A 15,130-nucleotide genomic window follows, 5' to 3' on the forward strand; every position below is an offset into this window, starting at 1 on the left:
CGCGGCGGACGGTCGGCGGCGGTGCGTTGGTGGATCGCCAGCGCGGCGCGCGGCACGTCGGCGCGGCCGGAGAGGCAGCGCGTTGGCGCGGCGGTGCGTTGGCGCGGCGGTGCGTTGGCGGGTCGCTCGGGCGTGCGCTGCGTTGGCGCGATGGGTTGGCGTGGCGGCGCGTTGGCGGATCGCTGGGTTGGCGGATCGGTGGGTTGGCGCGTTGGCGGACGGGTGGGTCGGCGAGCCGGCAGCCGACGGTCGGCGCAGTGGCGCGTCGCCGTCGGGGTGCCGGCCGGGCGGCTCGGGAGTGGCTTCAGCGGGGAGTGAGCGGGACAGATCCGGCCGGCTTGGAAGCGATGGAGGTCGGCTGGGCCGTGGTCGAGAAGCGCGAGGGAGCGGGCGGGGATGCGGAAGGCGCTGCACCCGGGCGCGAGGTCGGCTTGATGGATGAAGAGGGCTTCGTCGGCGCGGCTGAAGTCGTCGGGGTGAGGGGGACGGGCTTCGCCGGAGAGGCTGGGTCCGTCGGCGCGGTGGGCTGACCGGGTGAGGCGGGCTTCGTCGGAGAGGCGGGGTGGGTGGTCGGGGCGGGTTGAGCGGGTGAGGCGGGCGAGGCCGGTGGCGCCGGCGGCGGATCGGCGGGCCGGAGCAGGACGAACGCCGTGACCGTCGCGGCTGCGGCGGCGAGGCCGGCGGCCGGCGGCAGCCACCATCGGGCCGGCGTGCCGCGGCGGGACGGGGCCGGCTCGAAGCGCAGGTCGCGGGTCGTGACGGCGGCGGCCCGGGCGGACAGGGCCGCGCGCAGGCGCCGTTCGAGGTCGGGCTCGGTCATCTCTCCCCCAGCTGGGCGCGGAGCAGCGTCAGGGCGCGGTGCGCGGTCGACTTGACGGTTCCGGTGGTGATCCGCAGGGCGCCGGCGATCTCGCGCTCGGAGAGGCCGGACCAGTAGCGCAGGACGACGACCTGGCGCTGCCGGGTGGTCAGCCGGCCCAGTGCCCGGATCACCTCCCGGTCGCCCGCCCCGAGCAGGGCCTCGTCCTCCGCGGCCGGCGCGGGGTCCGGGCGCGGTGGCAGGTAGGCCCGGGCGATCCGGCGCCGGCGCAGCGCGGAGCGGGCCGCGTTCATGACGGCGGACACCAGGTAGGCGTCCGGGTCGGCGACGGCGTCCAGGTCGGTGCCGTGCCGGCGGTAGAGCCGGGTGAAGACGTCCTGGACGATGTCCTCGGCGGTGGGCAGGTCGTCGACCATGAGCACGGCCAGCCGGACCAGCGGCAGGCGCCGCTCCCGATAGAGCTCGTCGATCGCGGGCGCCGCACTCACCGCCGTCACGACGGTGCCCGGGGCGGCCCCTCGCCTCCAGCGCAGCAGCGACGCAGGCAACGGCAGCACGGAGATCACAAAGGGCCTCGCGGGGGTGGGGTTCGGGGATGGCGGCGGACGCGCCGGCCGTACGGAGGCGGCCGGCGCGCCCGGCCTCAGGAAGCGGACCGGGCCGAAGAGGTCGGCGCCGGCGCGGTGGCGGGCGTCCGCGTGGAAGCAGGAGCCGGTTCGGCGGTCGGCTTCCACCCCGACGCGGAAGGAGCCGGGTCCCCGGTCGGCTTCCATCCCGACGCGGAGGGAACCGGCTCGCCCGTCGGCTTCCACCCCGACGCGGACGGAACCGGCTCGGCGGTCGGCTTCCGCGCCGAAGCGGAGGGGGTCAGTTCCGCGGAGGCGGAGGGGGAGGCGGAGGGAATCGGTTCCGCGGAGGCGGAGGCTGACGGAGCCGGTTCCGCGGAGGCGGAGGCTGATGGAGCCGGCGAGACAGCCGGGGCGGGCGTCGTGTCGTCGGCGAAGGCGGCTACGGCGGACACCCCGCCGATGGCGACGACGGCCGCGGCCCCGGCGGTGACCGCGAGGGCCCGGGTGGATCTGCGCATCTCAAGCTCCAGCACTTGTCGGTCGGTGCACTGTCGCCCGGAAGGACGCGCAGATCCTCAAAAGGTTGGCGGCGCGGTTGTGACCTGTAGCACAGCTAGCTGCCGCGCTCGCGCTTCACCAGCTCGCGGACGGCGGGGGCGACCTCGGCGGCGAGCACCTCGGCGGTGCGCGGGTCGTCGGAGGCGACGATGAAGCCGCTGATGCCGTGGTTCAGGGCCAGCCCGGCGAAGTACTCGACCTGCTGGGCCGGCGGGCCCTCGACGGCCAGGAAGTTCAGCAGGCGGCGTACGGCGGAAGGGGACCGTCCGGCCGCGGTGGCGGCCTCGTCGATGCGGGCGTTCATCCCGGGCAACGAGCCGACGCCGTCGGGCAGGTAGTTCAGCGACGGCAGCCATCCGTCGCCGAGGCGGCCGGTCAGCGCGAGCATCCTGGGCTTGTAGGCGCCGATCCAGATGCCGACGTCGTGGGCCGGGCGCGGGCCGCGCTTGGCGCCGGCGACCGTGTAGTACGTGCCCCGGTGGTCGACGCGCTCGCGGGTGCCGGTGTCCCACAGGTCGCGGATGATCGGGATCGCCTCGGCCAGCGCGTCGACGCCCTGCGCCGGGGTGAGCCGGCGGCCGCCCATCGCGGCCACGCCGTCGGGGAAGGCGCCCGCGCCGAGGCCCAGCTCGACGCGGCCGCCGGTCAGCACGTCGAGCGACGCCACGGCCCGGGCGAGCACGGCGGGCGGGCGCAACGGCAGGTTGAGCACGTTGCCGGTGAGCCGGATCCGCTCGGTGCGGGCCGCCGCGTACGTCATCAGCGTCCACGTGTCGAGGAACGCGGGCTGGTAGGGGTGGTCCTGGAACGTCACCAGGTCGAGGCCCGCACGGTCGGCGGCCACGGCCAGGTCGACCGCCCGGGCGTCGGGTGTGACGAAGGTGCCGAACAGCAGGTCGTGCCCGTAGTCGGTCATTTCTCCCCCTCCGGATCGATGCCGAAGTTGTCGCGGAACAGGAAGGTGGGGTCGTAGCGGCGCTTCAGCTCGCGCAGCCGCGCCAGCGTCGCGGGCGGGAACGCGTCGTGCAGGCGCTCGGGCCGCCGGTCGGTCTCGAAGCTGAGGTAGAGCCCGTCGAAGTGGGCGGCGAGCCGGTCCCATGCCTCGTCGAGACCCCGCCGGTCGGCGCCGAGCGCGGTCACCTGGAACTCGGACGTACGGTGGGCGAACGCCGTGGCCTCGGGCGGAGTGTCGGCGATGGCGCCGCCCATGTGCCGCAGCTGGAAGAACGCCGCCTGACCCGTGCTCAGCAGCCGGGCGGCGTCGCGCGCGAACTCGTCGGTCAGCTCGGGCAGGAACCCCGACCGCGCCACCGGCTCGCCCCGGCCGTGGTGGCCGCCGGGACCGACGTCGGCCGCCTGGGCCATCACGCCGGCGTACCGGGTGAGCGCCACCTGCTGCTGCGCGAGCAGGCCGGTCGTCGCGAACGGGGTGAGCCGCTCCACGATCACGTCGGGATCGGACGCGTCGACCAGCCCGTACATCTGGATCACCGACTGTCCCTGGCGCGGCGGGCCGGTGAGCCAGAAGACGGTCGTGTCCCGGGGAGCCTCGCGGGCGGCTTTCCCGTACGCCCGCAGGGACTGCTCGATGTCATTGGTGACCAGCACGAGCTGCGCCCAGCCGACCTCGCGCACCTGCTCCACCTCGAACTCGAACGCGGTCGCCACCCCGAAGTTGGCGCCGGCCCCGCGTACCGCCCAAAACAGCTCGGGATTCTCGTCGGCGCTCGCCCGCACCGGGGTCCCGTCGGCGAGCACCAGCTCGACGGCGCGCAGCCGGTCGATCGTCAGGCCGTGCTCGCGGGACAGCAGCCCGATGCCGCCGGCGGTCGCGAGCCCGCCCACGCCCACTCCCCCGTAGTCGCCCGAGCCCAGCGCCCAGTCGTACTTGTCCAGCACCGCGGCGACCTGCTTCCACGTGGCGCCGGGCCCGACCCGGACGAGGCGGCGGTCCTCGTCGAGCACCTCCACGCCGTTCAGGTCGCCGACGTCGAGCACCAGGCCGCCGTCGTTGGTGGACCGGCCGCTCACGCCGTGGCCGCCGCTGCGCAGGCCGAACGGCAGGTCACGGTGCTCACGCGCGACCGCGAGCGCGTCGGCCACCTCGGCGGGCGTCCGCGGCCGCAGGATCAGCGCCGGCGAACCGCCCCGCATGTAGGTCGAGCGGCGGGCCCGGTAGCCCGGGTCGCCCGGCTCCAGCGCCACCAGCGTCGCCGGGACGTCACCGAACCGCCGGGCCGCCGCAGCAGCCGGGCGGACCCGCGGGCCCGCCAGCTCCTCCAGCGTCTCGAGCGCCTTCTCCAGCATCTCCGGCGACGCGGCCGGCAGGTCGGCCGGCACGTCGATCGACGCGTGCGGGTCGCGGGCGGCTCGCCAGACGGCCGCCGTCCACGGATCGAGTTCGCTCTCGTCGCTCACAACTTCTCCGATCGTCGTCTAGCTAGATAGTATTAAGAACAGACGATCTGTCCAGCAGATAGGATGGCAGGGTGAGCGAGGCGACAGACGACTTCGGCGCGGCGCTGGGCATCCTGCTGCGGTCCTACACCGACCGCGTCGGCCCGAAACTCGGCGACTTCCCGCACGGCTCCCGCGGCTACCAGACGTTGTGCGAGGTGGTGCAGGGCACGCCGCCCAGCCAGGCGGCGCTCGCGGCGCGGCTGGGCATCGACCGCACGATGATGACCTACCTGATCGACGACCTGGTCTCCGCCGGGCTCGTCGAGCGCCGCCCCAACCCCGACGACCGCCGCCAGCGCCGCATCGTCGCCACCGAGCGCGGCCGCGAGGCGATCGCCGCACTGTGCGGGCAGGTCGCCGAGGCCGAGGAGGCCGCGCTGGGCACCCTCGACGCCGACGAGCGCGCCCAGTTCCGCCGGCTGCTCGTCAAGGCGTCCGGCGGCACACCCCGCCACACCGTCGAGGCCTGCTCCATCGTCGAGGAGGCGCTCGAGGTCTGACCCGCTCGTGGGAAAAACCACAATCCGGCCGGGCGAGCCACGAGACGGCCCGCTCCGTGCGTCCCTAAGGCGAAGATCCACTGCCGCGAGGGGGCGTACGGATGAGGGTTGCTCGGACGGTGGCCGCCGCGCTGCTGCTGGTCGCGGCCGCCGGATGCAGCACGGCCGACCCGCCCGCCACTCCCGCGCCCTCGACCTCGTCCGCCGCGCCGCCCAGCCCGAGCTCCTCCCCGCCCACGCCGACACCCCGCCAGGCGGCCCTCGCCGCCCTGCCGGCGAACCTGCGCGTCCGGATCCCCCAGTTCGCGCCGCCGCCCGCCCCCGTCAAGGTCGCGCTGCCGGCGAACGGCACGGCCGGCTGGTTCAGCCGCCTCCCCGTGAACCAGCGGGTCGCCTTCATCACCATCGACGACGGCTGGGTGAAGGACCCGCACGCGCTGCGGCTGTTCCAGGCCGCGGCCGTGCCGGTCACGCTGTTCCTCGAGGTCGACGCGATCAAGGACGACCCGGCCTACTTCGCCCGGCTGCGCACCGCCGGCGCCACGATCCAGAACCACACGATCAGCCATCCCGTGCTCAAGGGCCGGTCGTACGCCTTCCAGAAGCACGAGGTCTGCGGCGGCGCCGACCGGCTCCAGCAGCTCTACGGGCAACGCCCCACGCTGTTCCGCCCGCCCGGCGGCGCGCACGACACCACCACGCTGCGGGTGGTGCACGACTGCGGGATGAAGGCCGCGTTCTTCTGGAAGGAGGCCACCAACAAGGGCAAGGTGTTCTACCAGGAGGGCCATGGCGTGCAGCCCGGCGACATCATCCTGATGCACTTCCGCCCGCGCTTCGTCGACGACTTCCTGGCCGTGCTCGCCGCCGTGCACCGCGCGGGCCTGACGCCCGCCCGGCTCGAGGACTACATTCCCTGATCGTGACGACGATCCTCGTGCCGTACCACCAGGACGACCAACTCCCCGACGACGATCTCCCCGTACGCGCCGACGTCACCGTACGTCCGCCCCTGCCCGACGGCGACGTGTGGCACCGGGTCTCCGCCGTGTACGAGGCGACCGCCGCCGCAGTCGCCGCAGCCACCGACATGCCGGTCGTCGTCTCCGGCGACTGCCTGATCGCCGGCGGCACCGTCGCCGGCGTCCAGCGCACCGGCGTCGACCCCGCCGTCGTCTGGTTCGACGCCCACGGCGACGTGCACACCCTGCAGACCAGCACCTCCGGCTACCTCGGCGGCCTGTCGCTGCGGCTGATCACGGGGGCGCATCCCGAGCTGTACGCCGATCGGATCGGGTTGCGACCCGTCGCCCCGGAGCGGGCCGTGCTCGTGGACGCCCGCGACCTCGACCCGGCAGAGGCGGAATACCTGGAGGGAAGCGCCACCCGGCGCATCGCCGTGGAGGACGTCACGGCAGAAAGCGTGCCGCCCGGGCCGCTGGTGGTGCACATCGACCTCGACGTGATCGACGCTGCGGAACTGCCGGGGTTGCGGTTCCCGGTGGAGGGCGGCCCTTCGAGCGGGGCGGTGCTGGCCGCGTGCGAGCGGTTGCTCGAGACGGGGCGCGTGGTTGCGCTCGACGTCGCCTGCCCGTGGTGGCCCGCCGCCGGCGATCCGGAGCGCTCGGGGCGGGCTCGTCTGCTCGCCCATTTAGCCCTACCCCGCCCACCCAGGGGGCCGGCCTGAGAGTACGGCGCTCGTGGGCCACTTTTCGGGTTGTCCACAGGGCATCGGCCGTGATGTGGCTGACAATTCGCTCCGCCGGGGCCGGGCCGCCGTGGCTGTCGGGCGGTGAGGAGTGGCGCGACGCAGCGGCTGGCCAGGGGCAACAGCGCGCGAGCGTCGACTAGCGCAACGGATCGGCCATGACGCGGACGCCCGGGCGGCGCTGGGCGGTGGGGCGGCGGGAGCGGCGCGGGCACCACGAGCAGTACGTCGAGCGCCGCGGGCAGAGGGAGCGGAGCGCCGTGGGCGGCGGCGGGCGACGTGGGCCGGGAAGAAAGTCGGACCGCAGAGGCGTCGCAAGCGCGAACCCAGGCCGCGACGGCGGGCGGCGTCAGGAGGTGCGGCGCAGCAGCAACCAAGCGTCCGCGGGGAACAGCGTACGAGCCACCCACCAAGCGAAGCGCGAGTAATACGGCCGAGCCCCCGCAGCGTCCAGGATCCGGGGATCTTCGGCGTGGTGGTCGGCCCCGCGCCAGCGGAGGGTGCACTCGCCGGCGGCCAGGACGTTGCGGACCCAGTTGGTGCGGGCGCCCCAGGGCAGGTTGATGACGAAGACGGTGGGCGTCGCGATCGGCGTGACCGGGACGGACAGGCTGCGGCCGGAAACGCGGCCGCGGTGGTGCACGACCGCCCACAGCGGGAAGGCGCGGCGGCCGGCCAACGTGCGGACCACGGGTGCGGTGGCTCGGGCGAAGCGCCAGGAAGTGCTGCTCGGGGCGGTTGTCATGCGGTCGAGTGTGGGCGCCGCAAGGGGGCTGCTGCTTCCCCGGGATCCGTCAGCGCGCGTGGCGGGTTTCCGTCACGCCAACGGGTGGCGCAGCGCGCGTGGCGGGTTTCCGTCACGCCGGCGGGTGGCGTAGGGCGCGTGGCGGGTTTCCGTCACGCCGGCGGGTGGCGCAGGGCGTGGGCGACGGCAGCCGTACGGCCTCGGACGCCCAACTTGCGGTAGATGTTGGCCAGGTGGCGTTCGATGGTGTGCACGGCGATGCCGAGGTGCCGGGCGATCCCGGCGTTCGAGCTGCCCTCGGCCAGCAGCCGCAGCACCTCGCGCTCGCGGGCGGTCAGGACGAGGGGGCGAAGGCGCGCCACCCGGCCGGTCGTCACGAACTGGCTGACCAGGTGCAGGTCGGCGGCGGGGTCCTCGACGAACAGCGTGGGCGTCGAGCCGGGCAGCTCGACCAGCCGGCCGTCCGGCAGGGCCGCGGCGAGCCGCCGGAAGACCTCGACCGGGATCTGCTGCTCGCCCTGGCGGTGCAGCACGAGCGTGGGCGCCCGCACCCGGCCCACGTCGCCGGTCACGTCGATCTCCTGGGCGGCCTCGAACCACGCCTTGGCCACCGCCGCCGTGGTGGCCGTGCGGAAGGCCTCGGCGGTGAGCCGGCCCGAAGGCGTGACGTCCCAGCCCAGCCAGGCCGTCGCGGCGGCGTCGGCGAACAGGCTCCAGTCCTGGTCGACCAGTGACAGCAGCGCCTGGGTCTGCGCCGGCCGCATCGCCTCGCGCATCCGCGGGGCGCCGCCGAACAGCACCAGCCGCTCGACCCGCTCGGGGTGGCGGGCGGCGAACGCGATGGCCGTGGCCACCGAGTGGTAGTAGCCGAGCAGCGAAGCCCGCCGGATGCCGGCGTGGTCGAGTACCGCGGTCAGGTCGCGCAGGTGCGCCTCGACCCCCAGGTCGGTGAGGTCGATGCGCCGGTCGGAGGCTCCGGTGCCGCGGCCGTCGTACAGCACCACGGTGTGGTTGCGGGCCAGACCGGTGTACGCGTCCCGGACGGCGGGGATGCGCCACTGCGCCACGATGTTGCTCAGCGACGGCATCCAGACCAGCACCGGCCCCTGCCCGACCATCTGGTAGCCCAGCGTCACGCCGTCGCCGGCGCGGGCGAAGCGCAGGTCGGGCTGCACGTCCACGGGGGTCAGCCCGCCTTGCGGCGGCGTTCGATGTCGCGCAGGACCTCGGGGTCCCACTTCGAGGCGTCCCAGTCGTCGGCGGTGACCAGCGGCGGCGTCGCGGCGGGGAGCTCGTGGCCGGTCTCGCGCCGGAGGCGGGCGCGGACGGCGGCCACGCCGGCGAGCAGGACGGCCACGCCGCCGACGCGCAGGGCGATCTCGGCGGCGGCGGTGGTGGCGACGGTCGGCATGCGGCCGGGTACGACGTACGCCAGCACGGTCAGCACGACGCCGGCGGCCAGGGCGCCGTACCCGATCGGGCCGGGACCCGCGGCGGAGAGGCGGTGGGCGCTGACCAGCCAGACGACCGTGGAGATCAGCAGGCAGATCACGCAGACGAGGGTGACCGTGCCGGCGACCGCCCCGCCGATCAGCACGGACGCCTGGGTGCCCACGGCGGTGGGGTCGACCGCGCCGTTGCTGACCGCGGTGAGCCCGGCCAGCGCGAGCGCGTTCACGACCACCACCGCGATCGCGTAGGCGGCGCCGAACCGCATCACCCGGCGACTGGCCAGCGCGAAGGTCTCGGAGGTGTCGGAGTGCACGCCCAGCATCATGCCAGACCGGATACATCACCTCCTTATCGATGTATTTAGATGTTTGGTCGATGTCGGCCCGGGCGGCGGTGCGATCGGATGGCCTAGGTAACAGCCGTTCCACAAGGGAGGTACCGTGCGCACCCCACCCCGTGCGTTGGCGGGAACCGCTGCCGGGTTCTTAGCCGCCGCGATCGTGCTGACCGCCTCATCCGGCGGCAACGCGGCACCCGCGGCCCCGGCCCAGGCCCCTGCCGAAAAGGTGCAGGGCGACGACCATCACGACCACGTAGTCGACAACCGGCGGGGCCGGCTCGCCCCGACGAGCGGGCAGCGCGCGGCGGCGGCCGGCGCCCAGGCCCGATGGAACGCCCTCGGCACCCCCGCGTCGCTGACCGCGACCGGCGCGCCCCTCGAGGCGGGCCTTCCCGGCGACCCGGTGGCGGCCGCCCGGGCGTACGTCGGCAAGAACCTCGACGTGCTGGGGCTGACCTCCCGCGGAGCGGAGGCGCTGGAGCTGCTCACCACCTCGGCGATCGGCGAGGGCGCGGTCGTGGTGTTCCGGCAGAAGTTCGGCGAGCTGGTCGCCGGCCGCGACGGCCTGCTCAGCGTCGGCGTGCGCGACGGCAAGGTCTGGTACGTCAGCTCGTCGCTCGCCCGCGACGCCGTCGCGCCCGAGCCGGCCACGCTGATCGCCGACCAGGCCGCGGCGGCCGCCGCCAAGGAGGCGGGCGTCGCGAGCCCGACCGTGCTGGCGAACAAGCTCGTCGCGGTGCCGACCGCGGACCGGGGCGCCCGCGCGGCCTACCAGGTCACCTTCGGCGCCGACCTGACCGGCGCCGACCCGGTGGCGTTCACGACGTACGTCGACGCCCGCGACGGCAGCGTGCTCGTGCGCGAGAGCATCGTCGACCACGACAGCGACAACCCGTCGTGGGACGTGTTCCCGAGCTCGCCGCCCACGAACTACTCCAGCACCGACACCCGCAGCACCTGGTGCTGGACCCCGCAGCGCGGCTGCGACGAGGCCGTGGCGAGCAGCGCGTCGCCGCTGCCCTGGGACGTCGACCCGGCCACCAGGGAGCCCACGTTCACCACGCGCGGCAACAACGCGATCGCCGTGGAGAACTGGAACTCCAACGACCCGTACACGGTCGGCACCGAGACCGCGACGCCGCGGCCGAACCGCGACTACCGGTACCCGTGGACCAACCAGTGGCACCGGGAGCGCTGCTCGCCGGACGTATTCACCACGCCGCAGAGGAACGACATCGACGCGGCGCGCGCGAACCTGTTCGGGATGCACAACCGCATGCACGACTGGTCGTACCACCTGGGGTTCACCGAGGCGACCTGGAACATGCAGGACGACAACCTGCGGCCGGGCGGCCTGGGTGACGACTACGAGCAGGGCAACGCGCAGGCCGGCGGCATCACCGGCGGCCCGCCGAACTTCGAGGCCCGCAACAACGCCAACCAGATCACCCCGCCCGATGGCGAGGCGCCGATCACCAACATGTACCTGTGGCAGCCGATCGCGGCCGCGTTCTACCCGGAGTGCGTCGACGGCGACTACGACATGTCGGTGATCGGCCACGAGTACACGCACGCGATCACCAACCGCATGATCGCCGGTCCGGACGCGGGCCTGAGCTCGCCGCAGGGCATGAGCGAGAGCTGGTCGGACCAGCTCGCGATGGAATATCTGAACGAGCACGGCTACGCGCCGCGCGGCCGGCAGGCGTACACGATCGGGCAGTACGTCACCAGCGACCCGATCGCCGGCATCCGCAACTACAACATGAGCGACAGCCCGCTCAACTACTCCAGCCTCGACTACGACTTCGTGGGCCTGCAGGTGCACGCGTCCGGCGAGGTGTGGACGGCGACGAACTTCGACATCCGGCAGGCGTTCATCCGCAAGTACGGCGCGGGCACGCCCGCGCTGAACAAGTCGTGCGCCAACGGCCGGACGCCGGTCACCAAGTGCCCGGGCAACCGGCGCTGGATCCAGCTGGTGTTCGACTCGTTCCTGCTGCTGGCCAACCCCAACAACAGCCAGGTGGACGCCCGCGACGCGCTGCTCGGCGCCGACCTGGTGCGCTTCGGCGGGGCCAACCAGGCGCTGCTGTGGAACGCGTTCGCCAAGCGCGGCCTGGGTGAGAGCGCGGTCAGCAACGGGCCCGCCGACGCGGACCCGACGCCGAGCTTCGCCTCCCCGTACGCCTCCGAGGCGACCGTCCGGTTCCGCCCGGTCGACGAGGCGGGCAGGCCCGTGACCGGCGCGAAGCTGTTCGTCGGCGACTACCAGGCCCGCGCGGTGCCGGTGGCCGACACCGACCCGGCCACGCCGCTGACCGACCAGGTCAGGATGGTGGCGGGCTCGTACGGGTTCATCGCCCAGGCGCCCGGTCACGGCCACGCCCGGGTCGGCGACACCCTGCTGCTGCCGGGACTGCCCCGCACCCTGACCGTCCGGATGCCGCACAACCTGGCCTCGGGCGCGGCGGGCGCGGTCGCGACCGGCGACGGCATCAACCTGCCGCGGATCACCGACGACGACGAGGCCACCAACTGGGCGTCGCTGGCCAGTCCGGTGGCGGGCAAGCAGGTCACCGTCGACCTGGCCGGCGGGGCCCAGACCGTACGCCGGGTGCAGGTCAGCGCGCAGCTGCGCCCGCCGGTCACCGGGGACCCCGACGCGGGCACCCAGAACCGGTACACCGCGCTGCGGCAGTTCAAGGTGCTCGCGTGCACCGCGACGGCGACCGTGACGTGCTCCGACGCGGCGCAGTTCCGGACGGTCTACACGAGCCGGCCGGACGCGTTCCCGTCGACCGCGCCGCGGCCGCGGGTCAAGGACCTGGTCGTCAAGTCCTTCGACATCCGCGACACGACCGCCACGCACCTGCGGCTCGAGGTCGTGACCAACCAGTGCACCGGCGGTCCCGACTTCCGCGGTGAGCAGGACAACGACCCGCGGGCGGCCACGGACTGCGCCACGGCCAGTCCGCAGGCGCTCAACGTGCGGGTCGCGGAGTTCCAGGCGTACGCGAAGTAGGGGTTTGGGATAATGGCGGCGGCCTGCCTTCCGGCGGGCCGCCGCCGTCGTCCGCGCTCGACGGTGGCACGCTGCGCTTAGGGTGGTGGGCGGCGCATGCGGAGCTCGACACCGGAGACGGACACCTTGACGACCGAGGACGGCGATCGGCAGATCGCGCGGTGGGCCGACTCCGGGCCGGTGGCGTTCCACGCCCTGAGCGACGAGCTCACCCACTTCATGCTCGTCTACAAGTTCGGGCTCGCCGAGATCGGCACCAAGATCAACATCCTGGCCGAGGAGCTCGCGCACCGGGGCCGCGGCAACCCGATCGAGCACGTGCTCCCCCGGCTCAAGACGCCCGCCAGCATCGCCGCCAAGGCCCAGCGGATCGGCTGCTCGACGAACCTGGACGAGGTGCGGACGAAGATCCGCGACATCGCCGGCATCCGCATCGTGTGCAGCTTCGTCTCCGACGTCTACACCGTCGCCGACATGCTGACCCGCCAGCCTGACATCACGCTGCTGCAGACCAAGGACTACATCGCGCAGCCCAAGACCAACGGCTACCGCAGCCTGCACCTGATCGTCGAGATCCCGGTGTTCCTCTCCGAGCGCGTGGTGCAGGTGCCGGTCGAGATCCAGCTGCGCACGGCCGCGATGGACTTCTGGGCCAGCCTCGAACACAAGATCCATTACAAGTACGACCCGCAGGTGCCGGGCGCCCTGCGCGAGGAGCTCGCCGCCGCGGCCGAGGACGCCGCCCGCCTCGACCGCCGGATGGAACGCCTGCACCGCGAGATCCACGGTCCCCGGCGTTAGATCCCGTTTCGGCCGAATGAACGGCGCGGATAGGGAAATATGCCAGGCATGAGGGCTATCGCGCTGGACGAGTACGGCGACGCGGACGTCATGACGCTGCGGGAGCTTCCCGACCCGCCGGTCGGGCCCGACACGGTGCGGATCCGGGTGCGCGCCGTGGGCGTCAACCCGGTCGACCACGTCATCCGGGCCGGCTACCTGCAGGGCGCCTATCCGCACCACTTCCCGCTGATCCCCGGCTGGGACGTGGCGGGCGTGGTCGACCAGGTCGGCGCCGCGGTCACCCGGTTCGGCGTGGGTGACGAGGTCATGGCGTACGCCCGCAAGGACAGCGTGCAGCACGGCACGTACGCCGAACTGGTGTCCGTCGCCGAGCGCGCGGTGGCGCACAAGCCCGCCGCGATGTCGTTCGCCGAGGCCGGCGGCCTGCCGCTGGCGGGCCTGACCGCGCTGCAGGCGCTCGGCGCCGCGCACGTCGGGCCCGGCGACGTGGTGCTCGTGCACGCGGCGGCGGGCGGCGTCGGCCACCTGGCCGTGCAGATCGCCCGCGCGATGGGCGCCGCCCGGGTGTTCGGCACCGCCTCGCCCGGCAACCACGACTTCCTGCGCGGCCTCGGCGCCGAGCCCGTCGAGTACGGCGACGACCTGCCCAAGCGGCTGGCCGACCTGGCCGGCGGCGACGGCCGGGTGGACGCGGCCGTCGACTTCCACGGCGGCGACGCGCTCACGCAGACGCCCGCGCTGATCCGCCACCGGGTGCGGCACGCGTCGGTGGTCGACTCCGCCGTGCGCGAGCAGGGCGGCCGGTACGTCTTCGTCCGCCCCGACGGCATGGAGCTGGAGTCGCTGGGCGCCCTCGTCACGACCGGCCGGCTGCGGGTCCACGTGTCCCGCGAGCTGCCGCTCGCCGAGGCTGCCGAGGCGCACCGGCTGATCGAGCAGGGCCACGTCCAGGGCAAGATCGTCCTAAACGTGGACTGACTCCGGCGCGGGACGCTTGCGGAGCGCGGGCGAGGCCAGCGCGGCGGCCACCAGCACGGCGAGCACCACGACCATGGCGTTGCGCAGGCCGTAGTGCTCGCCCAGGAAACCCAGCGCGGGCGGGCCGACCAGGAACGCCACGTACCCCGCGGTGGCGACGAGCGCGACGCGGGCCGCCGGGTCGGGTCCGGAGTCGCCGGCCGCGGACAGCGCGACCGGGAAGCCGAGCGACGCCCCGATCCCCCAGAGCAGCACGGCGGCGCCCGCCACGACCTGGTTGTCGACGGCGATGACCAGCAGCAGGCCGAGGCCGCCGAGCACGGCGCTGGCGCCGAGCACCGTGGCGCGCCCGTACCGGCGCAGGAACCAGCCGCCGCCGAACCGGCCGATCGTCATGGCTGCGGCGAACGCCGCGTAGACGGCCGAGCCCAGCGCCGCGTCGAGCCCGTGGCCGTCCACCATGATCAACGGCAGCCAGTCGTTCGCGGCGCCCTCGGCCAGGGCCATCGCCAGCACGATCACGCCGATCAGCCACAGCCGCCGGTCGCGCCAGGCCGGGGCGCCCGCCTCCCGCCGGCCCGCGCCGGCGTCCGCGCGGCCTACCCCGGCCGGGATCGAGCGCAGGGCGTGCAGCGCGACCGGCACGCTGAGCAGGCCGACCAGCACGAGGTGCCAGGCCACCGGGAACGCCACGGCGGTCAGCGCCATGCCGGCCAGCGCGCCGGCGACCGTGCCGAAGCTGAAGAAGCCGTGCATCGTCGGCAGCACCGCCCGGCCGGCGAGCCGTTCGACGTCGGCTCCCTCGACGTTCATCGCGACCTCGCCGCCGCCCATGCCGAGGCCGAACAGCAGCAGCCCGGCCGCGACAACGCCGCTGGAGTGCAGCGCGGCGCCCAGCCCGACGACCGGGATGCTCGCGACGGCGGTGAGGATGCCGGCGGCGGCGACCGGGCGGGTGCCCAGCCGAGCCACCAGCCGGCCGGAGCCCAGGATGCCGAGCATCGACCCGGCGGACAGGCCGAACAGCACCAGCCCCATCTCGGCGGTCGACGCCCCGAGCTCGTCGCGGATGTCCGGCGTCCGGGTCACCCACGACGAGATCCCCAGTCCGGGCAGGAAGAACAGCGCGTACAGCGCCGATCGGCGGCGGGCGGTCGCTTGGTCCATGACT

Annotated in this window: 14 protein-coding genes; 7 read left to right on the top strand and 7 right to left on the bottom strand. The window is 74.0% G+C overall.

What is annotated here, in order from left to right; genetic code table 11:
• Positions 1-338 precede the first annotated feature (338 nt).
• The gene (locus ACSNN8_RS28525; protein WP_436652821.1) at positions 339-530 is read left to right on the top strand and encodes a hypothetical protein; all 192 of its coding nucleotides are present in this window, start codon (positions 339-341) and stop codon (positions 528-530) included.
• 286 nt (positions 531-816) lie between these two features.
• Here ACSNN8_RS28525 and ACSNN8_RS28530 read toward each other — a convergent pair whose 3' ends face one another.
• From ACSNN8_RS28530 to ACSNN8_RS28540, 3 genes are all read right to left on the bottom strand, one after another.
• Positions 817-1,386 carry an RNA polymerase sigma factor gene (locus tag ACSNN8_RS28530; RefSeq protein WP_436652823.1) on the bottom strand — a complete coding sequence of 190 codons (570 nt, stop codon included), beginning with the start codon at positions 1,384-1,386 and terminating at the stop codon, positions 817-819.
• Positions 1,387-2,002: 616 nt separating this feature from the next.
• Entirely contained in the window at positions 2,003-2,863 is an 861-nt protein-coding gene (locus ACSNN8_RS28535; protein ID WP_436652824.1) for an LLM class flavin-dependent oxidoreductase, read from the bottom strand.
• A complete protein-coding gene (locus tag ACSNN8_RS28540) occupies positions 2,860-4,365 on the bottom strand; it encodes an FAD-binding oxidoreductase (RefSeq protein WP_436652826.1) in 1,506 nt (501 codons plus the stop codon). Before ACSNN8_RS28540 ends, ACSNN8_RS28535 begins: the two co-directional genes overlap by 4 nt.
• Before the next feature lie 71 nt (positions 4,366-4,436).
• Here ACSNN8_RS28540 and ACSNN8_RS28545 point away from each other — a divergent pair, with 71 nt between their 5' ends.
• The 3 genes from ACSNN8_RS28545 to ACSNN8_RS28555 all read left to right on the top strand — a co-directional run bounded on the left by ACSNN8_RS28545 (position 4,437) and on the right by ACSNN8_RS28555 (position 6,594).
• Positions 4,437-4,907, top strand: coding sequence for a MarR family winged helix-turn-helix transcriptional regulator (locus ACSNN8_RS28545; protein ID WP_436652828.1), 471 nt, complete (start codon positions 4,437-4,439; stop codon positions 4,905-4,907).
• Positions 4,908-5,008: 101 nt separating this feature from the next.
• Positions 5,009-5,827 carry a polysaccharide deacetylase family protein gene (locus ACSNN8_RS28550; protein WP_436652830.1) on the top strand — a complete coding sequence of 273 codons (819 nt, stop codon included), beginning with the start codon at positions 5,009-5,011 and terminating at the stop codon, positions 5,825-5,827.
• Between the two features lie 2 nt (positions 5,828-5,829).
• Complete coding sequence (locus ACSNN8_RS28555) at positions 5,830-6,594, top strand: arginase family protein (RefSeq protein ID WP_436652832.1); 765 nt, start codon at positions 5,830-5,832, stop codon at positions 6,592-6,594.
• A gap of 370 nt (positions 6,595-6,964) precedes the next feature.
• Here the strand turns inward: ACSNN8_RS28555 and ACSNN8_RS28560 are convergent, their stop codons facing one another.
• The 3 genes from ACSNN8_RS28560 to ACSNN8_RS28570 form a co-directional block, all read right to left on the bottom strand.
• Positions 6,965-7,360 (bottom strand): hypothetical protein, encoded by a 396-nt coding sequence (locus ACSNN8_RS28560; protein ID WP_436652834.1) that lies wholly within the window; start codon positions 7,358-7,360, stop codon positions 6,965-6,967.
• Positions 7,361-7,512: 152 nt separating this feature from the next.
• Positions 7,513-8,541, bottom strand: coding sequence for an alpha/beta fold hydrolase (locus ACSNN8_RS28565; protein WP_436652836.1), 1,029 nt, complete (start codon positions 8,539-8,541; stop codon positions 7,513-7,515).
• 5 nt (positions 8,542-8,546) lie between these two features.
• Complete coding sequence (locus tag ACSNN8_RS28570) at positions 8,547-9,125, bottom strand: hypothetical protein (RefSeq protein ID WP_436652838.1); 579 nt, start codon at positions 9,123-9,125, stop codon at positions 8,547-8,549.
• A 127-nt stretch (positions 9,126-9,252) separates the two neighbouring features.
• Here ACSNN8_RS28570 and ACSNN8_RS28575 point away from each other — a divergent pair, with 127 nt between their 5' ends.
• The 3 genes from ACSNN8_RS28575 to ACSNN8_RS28585 all read left to right on the top strand — a co-directional run bounded on the left by ACSNN8_RS28575 (position 9,253) and on the right by ACSNN8_RS28585 (position 13,959).
• The gene (locus ACSNN8_RS28575; RefSeq protein ID WP_436652840.1) at positions 9,253-12,177 is read left to right on the top strand and encodes a M36 family metallopeptidase; all 2,925 of its coding nucleotides are present in this window, start codon (positions 9,253-9,255) and stop codon (positions 12,175-12,177) included.
• 96 nt (positions 12,178-12,273) lie between these two features.
• Positions 12,274-12,978: a GTP pyrophosphokinase gene (locus tag ACSNN8_RS28580; protein ID WP_436652841.1), complete on the top strand. Its 705-nt coding sequence runs from the start codon at positions 12,274-12,276 to the stop codon at positions 12,976-12,978.
• 48 nt (positions 12,979-13,026) lie between these two features.
• Complete coding sequence (locus ACSNN8_RS28585; RefSeq protein WP_436652843.1) at positions 13,027-13,959, top strand: NADP-dependent oxidoreductase; 933 nt, start codon at positions 13,027-13,029, stop codon at positions 13,957-13,959.
• On the opposite strand, the gene ACSNN8_RS28590 is transcribed toward ACSNN8_RS28585, so the two are convergent.
• Positions 13,945-15,126, bottom strand: a complete 1,182-nt coding sequence (locus tag ACSNN8_RS28590) for an MFS transporter (RefSeq protein ID WP_436652844.1) — start codon at positions 15,124-15,126, stop codon at positions 13,945-13,947. The two genes, ACSNN8_RS28585 and ACSNN8_RS28590, sit on opposite strands and share 15 nt — an antisense overlap.
• Positions 15,127-15,130: the final 4 nt, after the last annotated feature.

The organism is Actinoplanes sp. URMC 104 (assembly GCF_051386375.1).
Classification (GTDB): Bacteria; Actinomycetota; Actinomycetes; order Mycobacteriales; family Micromonosporaceae; genus Actinoplanes.

Coding starts and splice junctions, on each gene's coding strand:
- ACSNN8_RS28535 (WP_436652824.1), bottom strand. CDS start 2,863: ATGACCGACTACGGGCACGACCTGCTGTTCGGCACCTTCGTCACACCC.
- ACSNN8_RS28550 (WP_436652830.1), top strand. CDS start 5,009: ATGAGGGTTGCTCGGACGGTGGCCGCCGCGCTGCTGCTGGTCGCGGCC.
- ACSNN8_RS28560 (WP_436652834.1), bottom strand. CDS start 7,360: ATGACAACCGCCCCGAGCAGCACTTCCTGGCGCTTCGCCCGAGCCACC.
- ACSNN8_RS28580 (WP_436652841.1), top strand. CDS start 12,274: ATGCGGAGCTCGACACCGGAGACGGACACCTTGACGACCGAGGACGGC.
- ACSNN8_RS28585 (WP_436652843.1), top strand. CDS start 13,027: ATGAGGGCTATCGCGCTGGACGAGTACGGCGACGCGGACGTCATGACG.
- ACSNN8_RS28590 (WP_436652844.1), bottom strand. CDS start 15,126: ATGGACCAAGCGACCGCCCGCCGCCGATCGGCGCTGTACGCGCTGTTC.